This is a genomic window from Ruegeria sp. H8 (assembly GCF_056532905.1).
This window is the reverse complement of record NZ_JBQFNY010000001.1, coordinates 930,878-943,751: the sequence shown is the minus strand read 5'-3', so window position 1 is coordinate 943,751 and position 12,874 is coordinate 930,878. Positions and strand designations below refer to the sequence as shown.

Annotated in this window: 10 protein-coding genes; 1 reads left to right on the top strand and 9 read right to left on the bottom strand. The window is 58.0% G+C overall.

From position 1 onward, the window contains the following. Positions 1-6 precede the first annotated feature (6 nt). The 5 genes from ACR0A2_RS04660 to ACR0A2_RS04640 all read right to left on the bottom strand — a co-directional run bounded on the left by ACR0A2_RS04660 (position 7) and on the right by ACR0A2_RS04640 (position 3,179). A complete protein-coding gene (locus ACR0A2_RS04660; RefSeq protein WP_152457734.1) occupies positions 7-1,152 on the bottom strand; it encodes an HlyD family secretion protein in 1,146 nt (381 codons plus the stop codon). Positions 1,153-1,173: 21 nt separating this feature from the next. Then, entirely contained in the window at positions 1,174-1,536 is a 363-nt protein-coding gene (locus ACR0A2_RS04655) for a DUF3302 domain-containing protein (protein ID WP_152457735.1), read from the bottom strand. 36 nt (positions 1,537-1,572) lie between these two features. After that, the gene (locus ACR0A2_RS04650) at positions 1,573-2,142 is read right to left on the bottom strand and encodes a disulfide bond formation protein B (RefSeq protein ID WP_480834190.1); all 570 of its coding nucleotides are present in this window, start codon (positions 2,140-2,142) and stop codon (positions 1,573-1,575) included. Between the two features lie 10 nt (positions 2,143-2,152). Further along, positions 2,153-2,308 carry a DUF5993 family protein gene (locus ACR0A2_RS04645; RefSeq protein WP_171116330.1) on the bottom strand — a complete coding sequence of 52 codons (156 nt, stop codon included), beginning with the start codon at positions 2,306-2,308 and terminating at the stop codon, positions 2,153-2,155. 109 nt (positions 2,309-2,417) lie between these two features. Continuing rightward, complete coding sequence (locus ACR0A2_RS04640; RefSeq protein ID WP_480834189.1) at positions 2,418-3,179, bottom strand: DeoR/GlpR family DNA-binding transcription regulator; 762 nt, start codon at positions 3,177-3,179, stop codon at positions 2,418-2,420. A gap of 180 nt (positions 3,180-3,359) precedes the next feature. Between ACR0A2_RS04640 and glpD the strand changes: the two genes are divergently transcribed. Continuing rightward, the gene (gene glpD / locus ACR0A2_RS04635; RefSeq protein ID WP_480834471.1) at positions 3,360-4,943 is read left to right on the top strand and encodes a glycerol-3-phosphate dehydrogenase; all 1,584 of its coding nucleotides are present in this window, start codon (positions 3,360-3,362) and stop codon (positions 4,941-4,943) included. Between the two features lie 71 nt (positions 4,944-5,014). On the opposite strand, the gene ACR0A2_RS04630 is transcribed toward glpD, so the two are convergent. The 4 genes from ACR0A2_RS04630 to ACR0A2_RS04615 all read right to left on the bottom strand — a co-directional run bounded on the left by ACR0A2_RS04630 (position 5,015) and on the right by ACR0A2_RS04615 (position 12,816). Continuing rightward, entirely contained in the window at positions 5,015-8,152 is a 3,138-nt protein-coding gene (locus ACR0A2_RS04630; RefSeq protein WP_152457738.1) for an efflux RND transporter permease subunit, read from the bottom strand. 3 nt (positions 8,153-8,155) lie between these two features. Then, complete coding sequence (locus ACR0A2_RS04625) at positions 8,156-9,256, bottom strand: efflux RND transporter periplasmic adaptor subunit (protein ID WP_171639648.1); 1,101 nt, start codon at positions 9,254-9,256, stop codon at positions 8,156-8,158. A 303-nt stretch (positions 9,257-9,559) separates the two neighbouring features. Then, the gene (metG, locus tag ACR0A2_RS04620) at positions 9,560-11,305 is read right to left on the bottom strand and encodes a methionine--tRNA ligase (protein ID WP_480834187.1); all 1,746 of its coding nucleotides are present in this window, start codon (positions 11,303-11,305) and stop codon (positions 9,560-9,562) included. 290 nt (positions 11,306-11,595) lie between these two features. Further along, positions 11,596-12,816 (bottom strand): MFS transporter, encoded by a 1,221-nt coding sequence (locus tag ACR0A2_RS04615; protein ID WP_152457741.1) that lies wholly within the window; start codon positions 12,814-12,816, stop codon positions 11,596-11,598. Positions 12,817-12,874: the final 58 nt, after the last annotated feature.

Below are 12,874 nucleotides of genomic sequence, written 5' to 3'. Positions count from 1 at the left end.
GCATCCTCAGATATCCAGCGGTCGAATGAAGTTGGCGAAGGAATAGAGACGGATGTTGATGCGTCTCAGGAACTCAAAGCTTTTGCCCATGCCGGTGTAGATCGCCACGGCGGCGTGGCCGCCAGCCGGGAAAGTGTGCCCTTCCGGGATATCGACGGTGATCTGCACGGCAATTCGACCGGGCAGTTTCGGCAGTTCAAAGCCGGGCAGGCGGCCTGAAGGGATCAGTTGCCCTTGGCGCGTGGCCCACCAGATCGCCTCGACCTTGCCCGTCAGGATTTCGCCCGGGTAAAGATCCAGCGCCACTTCGACCTCTTGCCCCGGTTCCACGAATTTCAGGTTCTGCTGTCGAAAGGTCGCAAGGATATAGGGGCTGTCCTCGGTCACGAAACTAGCAATCGCGCCCAGTCGAACATCGCCGACGACCAGACCAGGGCGGGCTTGTTGCGATACGATCATGCCGTTTTCAGGCGCGTAGATCGTTGTGTTTTCAAGAAAATACTCAGCTTCGGCCAACTGCGCCCTTGCCTGAAGAATACCGGTGTTCACGCCGTCTATCTGGGACTCCACGGCCAGTTGCGCCTTTTCCAGATTTGCTTCGGCCTGTTTGACGGCAGCAAGGTCTTCGGTCACCTGCTCGTTCCAACGGTCCAGTTCGTCTTGCCGCGCTCCACCGGCGGGCACAAGAGTTTCGTACCGGGCTTGCTGAGTCTGCGCATAGGCCAGCTGCGCGTTTGCGCGTTCAACAGCTTCGGTCGACGCGATCACATCCTGTTCCAGAATTTTGGAATTCTGTTCAGCGGCGACCAATTGCGCCTGCGCATTGTCTACCGCCAGTGAAAATACCGTGTCATCAAAGCGGTAGAGCGGATCGCCCTTGGTGACCGGTGTGTTGGGTTCCACAAGAACTTCGGTCAGGATCGTCGGCTGTGTCAGTTTGGGAATGATCTGTATGGTCGAACGCACCACGTGGCTGTCGGCCGAGAAGGGCTGGAAGAACCGCAATGCGACCAGAAAAATCAGCAACAGGTGCGCGCCAACCCAAAAGGATACGATGCCCCAGGCGATGTTGAATTTCAGCAGTTCCAGCTTGAAGAAAATAAGCCAGACGAAAATGATGTAAAATAGCGTGATGCCAAGGGCGACAAACATGTTTTGTGACTTCCTCTGGCCTTAGCTCTGCTGCGGATCGTCTGTGTCCAGACGACCTTGATATTCAGGCCGGACATCACCACCCAGACGTTTGATTTCATCACGAATGGCGTCTTTTTCCTCGTCAGGGCCACGGCGAATGTCGACCGTAACGCCATCATGGAACGCCCACATGAAGGCATGGACCCAGGGCACCACGGCCAGAAATCCCATCCAGCCCATGATCTTTACGGCCTCGGCATGGGGATGGTTGCGCTTGATGGCGATCCGACCCGGAAGGCCCATGAGAAAGAGAAACAGTGCCATCACCGCCGCCAGAAGCAGGATCAATGCCACGAAAGTCAGATAGTCATAATAGCCAAGCGGCTGTCCCAGTAATCCCATGCTCGTGCCTCCTTTTTGGGGAAGGTTACGGTATCTTCAGTTGCCGGCGTCCAATTCGTCAATCAACTTGTAGCTTGTCGGCGGGTCGGCGCAGAGACCCGGCCCGCATTCCAACAAGGTCGAACCCGCGTTCAGCACCGCCAAAGCCAGCATGACGAAAAACGCGATCTTGGCCAGAGCATTTCCGCCGAACCTTGGTTCCTGACCAGAAGGGTCCGCGTATTGGCGATCAAACAACAGCATGATCGACGTGCCCAGCAACACAAGGGAAAAGGCGATCCCGGCCCAGGTATAGTAGTGCAGGCCCAAAACAGGAGAGCCGTAGTGCCCGGTGCCGGGTACGATATGCAGAAGTATTTGGCGGATCGATACAGTGCCGCCATACAAGGCCGCAATCAGCACGATGGCATAGTGTTGCGGCCGTGGACCGTAGAGCAGGTTCAAACCAAGCCCTACGCCGACGGCAACAAACCCAACACGTTGCAGCAGGCAAAGCGGGCAGGGCAGCTCATAGAGGACAAGCTGATAGAAAAACGCCAGGGCCAGTACAAGGCAGACGGCAAGCATACCGATCGCGTTGAGGGTGCGGGACAGTTCAGGTGTCATGGCAAGCCCCTCAGAGTTGAATTGTAAGCGGTGTGGTGGCGTGGAATTTCAGCCAGTAGATACACATGGCCAACGTGACGAAAAACAAGGCGTTGCCAGCTTTGGTCAACTTGAAATAGTTCAGCCCCATCGTGGCGATAAACAACGAAAATAAAAGCGCAATCATGGCCCGGTCCTCCCCTCCCGTGCACAAATTCTTGTATGAAGGATAGTGTCAGGCCAAGTTCGATCTGGCAAGCCGCGCAACTCGCGCGGACGTTGTTATTTGCCCGCCTCTAGTCGCAGATGATGACATCTGTCTGCCACTCGCGACAGTGCTCTGGCAGCTTGCCGGGCAGGTGCAGGTCGCTATAGACCGTGTCAAGCTCGGCAATTGATCCTATCCGCGCCGGGGCCGAGCGTTGAAACTTCGAATGATCGGCAACCAGAAAAGTGCGGCGCGCCTTCTCGATGATGGCTTGGCTGACCTGAACCTCCTGAAAGTCGAAGTCCAAAAGATCGCCATCCGTGTCGAGGGCCGAACATCCTATGACAGCGATGTCAAATTTGAACTGCCGGATGGCCGATACGGTCAGGTTGCCGATCAGCCCCCCGTCTGTTCGACGCAAAACGCCGCCGGCCATGATGATTTCGCAGTCCGGGTTTTCGACAAGAATGTTTGCAACGTTCATGTTGTTGGTCACCACCAGCAGGTTCTTGTGGTTCAGCAACTGCCTTGCCACGGCCTCGGTCGAGGTTCCGATGTTCATGAAAATTGATGCGCCATCCGGGATATCAGCCGCGCAGGTCTGAGCGATGCGGGTCTTGGCGTCCGCGTTCAGCGCGCGGCGGTCCTCGTATCCGATATTCGAAACACCCGAGCGGAGGACAGCGCCCCCGTGAACCCGGTCCAGCTTGCCCGCGTCTGCAAGCTCGGTCAGGTCGCGCCGGATCGTCTGAACGGTGACGCCAAAGCGTTCAGCCAGCCCCTCGACGGTAACGCGCCCTTCGATGCTGGCGATTTCCAGAATGTCGGATTGGCGAAAGGACAAGGACATGGGCAGTTCCGGTGTAGAGGATTGATTTTCGTTTTTGTTCTTTTTGTCGACTTTGGCAAGCCAACTTGCTTGAAAATCATACCAGTGTTGCAAAAAGAAAAAAAACGAACATAAACATTGACGAAGCGAAAGTCATTCTGGCTAATGCCCGCAACCGTGTCAGGCAGGGAATCAATGGATATGCAGTCAACGGACAACCAGATCACAGACCTTTTCATCATCGGCGGCGGGATCAATGGCTGTGGAATAGCGCGGGACGCCGCCGGGCGAGGTCTTTCGGTGACGCTGGCCGAGATGAACGATCTCGCTTCTGCCACGTCCTCTGCCTCGACCAAGTTGTTTCACGGCGGATTGCGGTATCTTGAGTATTTTGAAATTCGCCTGGTGCGTGAGGCTCTGATCGAGCGTGAAACCCTGCTGCGCGCGATGCCGCATATCAGCTGGCCCATGCGTTTTGTGCTGCCCTACCACGAGGATATGAGGTTTGATTCCGAAACGCCGACTTCGCGGTTGCTCAGCACGGTCATGCCGTGGATGCGCGGGCGGCGTCCGGCCTGGCTGATCCGGTTGGGCCTGTTCATGTATGACAATCTGGGCGGGCGCAAAATCCTGCCGGGCACGACGTCATTGAACCTGCGGTCAGCGCCCGAGGGGGCCCCGTTGCAGGACAAGTTCGAAACCGCTTATGAATATTCCGACTGCTGGATCGAAGACTCGCGATTGGTGGTCCTGAATGCGCGTGACGCCGAGTCGCGCGGCGCGCAGATCATGGTCCGAACCGAAGTGACCTCGGCCGAGCGGGTCAGTGATCTTTGGGAAGTGTCCGTTCGGGATCGGAACAGTGGTGAGACTCGTGTGGTCCGGGCCAAAATGCTGATCAATGCGGGTGGGCCCTGGGTGGGCGACATCATTCAATCCAAGATCCGCGTGAACTCTCGCGAGGGCGTGCGGCTTGTTCGGGGCAGTCATATCGTGACGCCCAGGCTTTACGATCACGACAAGTGTTATTTTTTCCAGGGCGAAGATGGCCGCATCATTTTCGCTATACCATACGAGCAGGATTTTACCTTGATTGGGACAACGGATCAGGATCATCCGGACCCGTCGACCAAACCGGTCTGCACCGAGGCCGAGCAGGATTACCTGTGCGCCTTCGCATCAAAGTACTTCAAAAAAAGCATTACGCGTGACGATGTCGTATGGACCTATTCCGGCGTGCGGCCTCTTTATGATGACGGCGCAAGCAGTGCCACTGCTGCAACGCGGGATTACACGTTGAAAGTCGATGCGCAGGGCGGGGCGCCTGTTTTGAATGTGTTCGGCGGCAAGATCACGACCTATCGCAGGCTTGCAGAAAGCGCGCTTGAGAAGGTCGGTGAGTTTTTTCCGAACCTGCCCGGCCCCTGGACCGCTGGTGTCGCACTGCCGGGGGGGGATTTTCCGGTGGATGCCGTCGAATCCCTGAAAGGCGATCTTTTGGCGGTCTATCCCTTTTTGACCGAAAGCTGGGCTGCCCGCCTGATCAGAGCTTACGGGACCGAAGCAAGGGATGTTTTGGGTGATGCAAAACAGGTATCCGATCTGGGAGAGGATTTTGGCGCAACCCTGACAGCGCAAGAGGTCGCGTGGCTGATGGACAAGGAGTATGCCCGCTCAGCCGAAGATGTGGTTTGGCGCCGCAACAAGCTGGGCTTGCGGCTGAGTGCCGAGCAGATCGCGCGGATCGATCAATGGATGTCCGCTCGGTCCGAGCATAAGGGATAGCCTGAAAACGCCTCGAGGCTGTCAGGGTATTTGCAAAAAAGCCCCATCAGTTCAGATGGGGCTTTCGGTGTTCAGGCGGCTTTTTCCGTTGGGTCGGGGTCGCTCTTGCTGCCCTTCAACCATTCCCGCATGCCTTGCATCAGGGCATAGAGCACGGGCACCACGATCACACCAACCAGCGTTGCGGCCAGCATCCCGCCAAATACCGCGACACCAATCGCCTTCTGGCTGGCGGCACCGGCTCCGTTCGCGGCCAGCAGGGGGACAACGCCAAGCAGGAAGGACAGTGCAGTCATCATCACAGCGCGAAAACGCTGATACGCAGCCTCTGCGGCGGCCTCTTTGATGGAAAGCCCCTTGGCGCGTTGCTCCATGGCGAACTCGACGATCAGAATACCGTTCTTCGAGGCCAGCCCGACAAGCATGATCATACCGATCTGCGTATAGAGGTTGATGTCACTGCCCACGATGGCCACCGCCGCCACGGCCCCAAACAGGGCTACGACAACGGAAAGCAGAATTGAAACAGGCAAGGTCCAACTTTCGTACTGACCCACCAGGAACAAGTAACCGAACAGGATGGCAAGCCCGAGGATGATGATCACCAGACTGCCCGAGGCCAGCTGCTGCTGCGCTGTCCCTGTCCATTCGAACGCATAGCCCGGGGGCAGGGCGGTTGCGGATTCTTCGGTCATCACGCTGATTGCATCGCCGCTGGACAAGCCGGGTGCAGGGACCGCCGTCACCGTGGCCGACCGGAACAGGTTGTGGCGCTTCAGCAGAACCGGACCCAGCACGTTTTCAACGTCGATCAGTGTCCCCAGCGGCACCATGTCTCCGTTTTGAGAACGGACATAGAGGTTCGCGATATCTTCGACATTGTCCCGATAGGTCCCATCGGCCTGAATCATCACGCGATAGACACGGCCGAACAGGTTGAAGTCATTGACATAGTAAGATCCCAGCTGTGCCTGCATGGTCTGAAAAATCTCGGCGACCGAGACATTCAGCGTTTTGGCTTTTTCGCGGTCCAGATCAACGAACAGCTGCGGGACGTTGGCGCGGAAGGTCGTATAGGCCTGCCCGATCTCGGGCCTCTGATTGGCCGAATACACGAACGAACCCACGGCCGATGCCAGATCCTGCGGAGTGCCACCGCCGGTTTGCTGAACTTCCATCTCGACACCGGCGGACATACCAAGGCCCTGGATGGGCGGTGGGTTGAAAGCAAGGACCGAAGCCGCTGATTCACCGTTCGCGATCGCTAGCACTTTGGCCAGAATGGCGTCCGCGCTCAGATCGTCTTCCTGCCGTTCGCTCCAGTTTTCGAGGTTGACGAAAATCGCAGCGCCGTTGGTGATCGTGCCGTTCAGCATCGAAAAACCGTTGACCAGAACCGTGCTCGCGACGCCCGGGATTTCACTTATCTGTTCATCCAGACGTGCGGTCACCGCCTCGGTCCGTTCCAATGTTGCGGCATCAGGCAACTGTACATCAACGAACAGATACCCGTTGTCTTCAAGCGGAATGAATCCGGCTGAGGTGTTGGACATGATTGTTCCGGTTCCCATGCCAAGCCCAACCACGATGGCCAGCGCAATGGCCGGAAAAACCAACAGCTTTCGTACAATGGCGACATAGCCGTTGCGTACGGTGCCGATGAAGTTTTCGAACATCGCAAGCACCCCTTTGGGAGGGCCGGACCGGGGACGAAGAACCAAGCCGCACAGGGCAGGCGAAAGGGTCAGTGCGTTGATGGAGGAGATCACGACAGCGGTCGAAATCGTAATGGCAAATTGGGAATACAGCCGCCCCGAGATGCCGGGCATGAACGTGACCGGCACGAACACCGCCAGAAGAACCAGTGTTGTCGCGATGACTGGCCCCGTGATCTGGCCCATTGCTTTACGGGTCGCTTCAGCAGGGGGCAACCCTTCATCCGCAATGATGCGCTCCACGTTCTCGACGACGACGATGGCGTCATCGACGACGATACCGATGGCCAGCACCAAGGCGAACAGCGAGATGGTGTTCAGCGACATCCCGAACGCCAGCAGGAAGGCAAAAGTACCGATCAGGGATACCGGGATTGCCACCGCCGGAATGATCGTTGCGCGCCAACTTCCCAGGAACACGAACACGACCGAAATAACCAGAATGAAGGTCAGGATCAGGGTCGAGACCACGTCGTTCAAAGACGCCTCGACAAAGTCGGTCGTATTGAAGGGCACATCATATTCGACATCCGTCGGAAAGGCGCGGGACAGCCGCGCCAATTCCGCCTGCACACGTTCCGAAACCGCCAAAGCGTTTGCACCGGGGGCCTGATAGATGCCGATGACCGTTGCTGGAACCGCCTGAAAATAGCCCGAAGCCGCATAATATTCTGCGCCAAGCTCTACCCGGGCAATGTCTTTGACGCGGACGATGGCACCGGCGTCACCTGTTCGGATCACGATGTCACCGAATTCCTCTGCGGATGTCAGGCGGCCTTTGGATTTAATCGTGTATTGAAACGTCTGCCCTTCGGGAACGGGTGGCGCACCGATCGAACCGGCGGACACTTCGATATTCTGTTCCCGGATTGCATTGATGACATCCCCCGGTGTGATGGACAGCGCCGCCATCTTGTCCGGGTCCATCCAGATCCGCATGGCGTATTCAAGGTTGGTCAGAACATCGGCCTTGCCGACGCCCTGCACCCGCGCCAGCGCATCGCGCAGATTGATCGAGGCATAGTTCGACAGGAACACACTGTCATAGGTCCCGTTGGGTGAAGTCAGAGTGACCAGCATCAGCATGTTGGTCGAAGATTTCTGTGTCACCACGCCAGACGAAGTCACTTCGGCTGGCAGCGATGACATGGCCTGCGCCACCCGGTTTTGAACGTTGACCGATGCGATGTCGGGATCGGTGCCGACCTCAAAGGTCACATCCAGCGAATAGGACCCGTTGTCCGATGATCTGGACGTCATGTAGATCATGTCGTCCACACCGTTGACCTGCGCCTCGATCGGCGCGGCAACGGTGTTTTCAACGGTCTCGGCGTTTGCGCCGGTATAGGTGGTCGAGACATTGACCACGGGCGGGGTGATATCGGGAAACTGCGCGACCGGCAGCACAAGGTATCCGATACCGCCCATGATGGTCAGCACCAGCGAAATGACGAGCGCCAGCTTGGGCCGGCTGATGAACAGGGCTGAGAACATCTGTTACTCTCCCGGTTGCTCAGAGGCGACGACTGCGTCAACAGCGACGCCGGGGCGAACCCGTTGCAGGCCCTCGACAATGACGCTTTCTCCTTCGCGCAGCCCGTCCAGCACGATAATCGCGGTTCCGACCGTGTCACCGGTGGTTATGTAGCGCTGTTCAACCATCTGCTTGTCGTTGACGACCAGGACAAACTCACCCCGCTGATCGCGCTGCAAGGCGGCTTGAGGCACCAATACCTGCAAGGTCGGTTCCAGCGCTTCGATCTGCACATTCACAAAGGCGCCATCCAGAATCAGCCGGTCCGCATTGTCGAACTGCGCGCGAATGGTAATTGCGCCGGTCAATGGGTCGATACGGTTGTCAACGAATACAATTCTGCCGACTTCATCCATCTTGGTGCCGTTGGGCAGGATGACGTGCACGTTCGGGCTTTGCGGGCTTTCCGCCAGCGATGCCGAGTTTTCACCATAAGTCTGCAAGACTGAGGTGAAGAGCTTTTCGTTCAACGAGAAATTCACATATATGGGCGTCTCGCTGACGATATTGACCAGAGGAGGGTTGTTTGGGCCGACCACATCTCCGACGCTGGTCGTGATCCTGCCGATACGGCCGTCGAACGGCGCATGTATCTGCGTGTAGCTCAGGTCAAGCTCGGCCTGCTGGATCGCAGCATTGGCCGCCTTCACCTCTGCCTCGGCGACCAGTTCGTTGGCGCGGGCAATGTCGCGTTCTGACTCTGGTGTCGCGTCGCGTTTGTAAAGTTCTTCTTTGCGCGCCAGATCGACCTTTGCCAGTTCAAGATTTGCTTCGGCCCGGTTCAGATCGGCCTTTCGGGCCTCAAGCGTCGCCTCGTACAGGTCGGGTTCGATGGTGAACAACAGGTCGCCTTCTTTGACGGTCGCCCCATCCTCGACCTCGCGGCTGTTGAGAAACCCGTTCACCCGCGCCACGATATCGACCTTGTTGATTGCCTCGGCGCGTCCGATGAACGTGGCTTCGTCGGTGATTTCCTCGGTATAGGCCGCCGCTATGGAAACCTTTGGCGGTGCCCCTTCTTCCTGCGCGGTCGCCGGATGCGCCAAACCCAAGGACATCAGCATGAATGCGGCGGCCAAATGCCTGCTGATCTTATTGGGTGAAAGGAATGCTGGGGACATGGCGAAAGCCTCGTTCGATGCAGAAACAAAAGATACCGACCCAGTCGCCACGGCGACGCGAGTCGGAGGAACCTGATCTCAGGATGACTTTTTTGCGCCGATATCTCAAGCGTGATGAGTCCCGCGCCGGTCAGGGCAGAGGTCAAAAGTTCAAGCACTTATGCTGGCTTAGGCCCTGACGCGGCCGCAGGGCCCAAGCAAAAGGGGCCCGAAACGGGCCCCCCGGAGTCCATTGTGCCGGACCGATCAGTCGCGGGTTCCCGCGAACCTGTCCTGCCATTCTTCGCGCTGTTCATCCGTTATCTTGGCGAACAGAACGTCTGGCACGGTAAAATCGTGACCGGACGGCAAGGCGTTCAGCGCGGTGGCAATATCATCGGGCCAGCTGGTATCCAGCGTATTCATCGCGCTAAGCATGCGGGCCGAGGTGTCGGGGATGAACGGCGCGCTGAGAACGGCGTAAAGCCGGATCAGGTTCAGACCAAGACGTACCTGCGCGGCGGCCTGCTCGGGGTCTTCCTTGAACGTGGACCACGGAGCCGCGGCCTGTAGATATTCATTTCCGGCAACCCAGATTGCCCGCAGCTCCTGCGCGGATTTGCGAACCTCCATCGCTTCCATATGGCCTTCATAGGCGCGGACGCGTTTGGTGAGCTCTTCGATCAAGGCCTGCTCGCGGGGTCCGAACTGTCCACCTTCGGGCACGGTCTCACCAAATTTCGAGCGGCAGAATTTGGTGATCCGGCTGACAAAATTGCCCAGAACGTCTGCAAGGTCCTTGTTCACCGATTGCTGGAAGTTCTCCCAGGTGAATTCGCTGTCGCTGCTTTCGGGCGCGTGGCTCAGCAGCCACCAGCGCCAATAATCGGCAGGCAGAATGTCCAGCGCCTGATCCATGAACACGCCACGGCCCTGGCTGGTCGAAAACTGGCCGCCGTCATAATTCAGGTAGTTGAACGACTTGATGTAATCCACCAGCTTCCAGCGTTCGGGTGATCCGGTCTCTTCATTATGCGCGTTGGTGCCCAGGATGGTGGCCGGGAAGGACAGTGTATGGAACGGCACATTGTCCTTGCCCATGAACTGGACATAGCGCACGTCGTCCGCGCCCTTGTCGGTGCGCCACCAGCGTTCCCAATCCGCATCGGTCCTGCCGTTGGCATCGGCCCATTCCTTGGCGCAGGCGATGTATTCGATGGGGGCATCGAACCAGACGTAAAAGACCTTGCCTTCCATCCCCGGCCAATCCTGATCGCCTTTTTTGACCGGTACACCCCAGTCAAGATCGCGGGTAATGCCACGGTCCTGCAAGCCGTCGCCGTCATGCAGCCACTTCTTGGCAATCGAAGTGGTCAGGACCGGCCAGTCCGTCTTGCTGTCGATCCACGCATCCAGCTTGTCTTTCATCGCGGATTGACGCAGATACAGGTGCTTGGTCTCGCGCACTTCCAGATCGGTCGATCCGGAAATGGCCGAGCGCGGCTCGATCAGGTCCGTCGGATCCAACTGTTTGGTGCAGTTTTCGCACTGGTCGCCGCGCGCGCGATCATAGCCGCAATTGGGGCAGGTGCCTTCGATATAGCGGTCAGGCAGAAAGCGACCATCGGCGTTGGAATACACCTGCTTCTCGCTGACTTCGCGGATGAGGCCCGCGTCATCCAGCTTGCCCGCAAAATGCTGGGTCAGGCGCTTGTTCTGGTCGCTGGACGAACGGCCGAAGTGATCGAAGCTGAGGCCAAACCGGTTGGCGATATCGGCCTGAATCGCATACATGTCGGCGCAATACTCCGCCACCGGCTTGCCGGCCTTGGCGGCGGCCAGCTCGGCGGGTGTTCCGTGTTCATCCGTGGCGCACAGGAACATGACCTCGTTCCCCCGGCCACGCTGGTAACGCGCGTACAAATCAGCCGGCAATTGCGAGCCGATCAGATTGCCGAGGTGTTTGATCCCGTTGATATAGGGGATCGCCGAGGTGATGAGAATCCGAGCCATGATCCGTTTCCGCGTAACTGTCTGCGCGCCCGTCTACATGATGTGATCGCCTAGCAAAAGCCCGGCATTGACCTGCTTGTCGATTTAGACCCCCAAGGCAACGAAAATCGTGCTGCCGCAACGATCTGGATCGCGTTCCGGGGACATGTCCAAAGCTTTGGGGCAAGCAGAGGGACTCCAACGCCTTGAATCCGAGTCGCAGTGCCCCGTCCTTGTTCCATACCGAACCGACCGAAAAGGCCAGGGTGATCACAAAAGACATTCAAAGAACAGCGGGGGTGCCCAGTTTTTCACTCTTCCCGCGACCGTTTCAGAAGGCGACCAATCGTGAATGAGGTGCGCGGGGCGTAAACATAATTCGTGCGCTCCTCGGGGGTGGGGCGTGACCGCATCCGCGCCAGACCAAACACGATCAAGAAGACATGCCCGAACGCCACGAAGGCAAAAAGGGCACCCGGGCCAAATTGCTGGATCAGGGTCGAGGTTATGTAGGGCGATGCAATTGCCCCCAAGGCAAACCAGAACATCAGGGCAGCCGAGAGTTCCACCCGTTCCTCGGCCGTGGCAAAGTCGTTTGCGTGGGCGGATGAGACCGAGAAGATCGGAAAGGTTGTCAGGCCGAAGAACACGGCCGCCGACATAACCCCGATCGTTCCGGTGCCGCTGGCTGCCATGGTGACGCCGCAGCTGAGTACCGCGGCAGCCGACAGCCAGATAAGGACCCAGCGCCGGTCATATTTATCAGCCAGCCAGCCGACGGGGTATTGAGCAAGCGCACCACCCAGTACGAAAGAGGCTAGGAAGAATGCGATCTGATCGACGCCAAGTCCGACCTCTTGCCCGTAAACCGGACCCACCATTCGGAACGAGGCCGAACTGAGCGCGGCCACGATCACGCCTGCCACGGCCAAGGGTGAGCTGCGCCAAGCCAGCTTGGGTTTCAGGCGGGGCGCGTCAGGTGTTTTGGGTTGGCTTGCTTTGGTCAGCGTCAGCGGCAGCAGTGACGCACAGCACAAGATCGCCAGCAGGTTGTACGAAACGTAAGAGGCCGGGGGCAGAACGGCGATAATCAACTGGGCGCACAGGGACGCACCCATATCCGCGATCCGGTACGTTCCCATTGCACGCCCTCGGGTTTCATTGGTGACCTTCGCGTTCAGCCAGGCCTCGATCACCGTGTATGCGCCTGCGACGCAGGTGCCCGAGGCCACACGAAGGGCGGCCCAGATATATGGGTTTTCGGTCAGCGTATGTCCGATGAGGCCCATCGCGCCCAACGCGGTGCAAACTGCAAATGCGCGCGAATGACCAACATTGCCCATCAGACGTGGTGCCCACCAGCAGCCGATGAAAAACCCCAGAAAGTGCGAAGACCCCAAAAGACCGATCTGTTCGGTCGTGAAATCCAGCGTGATGCCGGAAATGGCATCGAGAGGTCCGACGCCTCCTGTCGAAAGCTGAAGCAGAATGACCGAAAGAAACAGGGCGGCAAATGAAATGATCGTGCGCATGGTGGTCTCAGATTGGCAGGGTCGCCGCACAATGCGCGCATCAATTCGACTTTAGCGA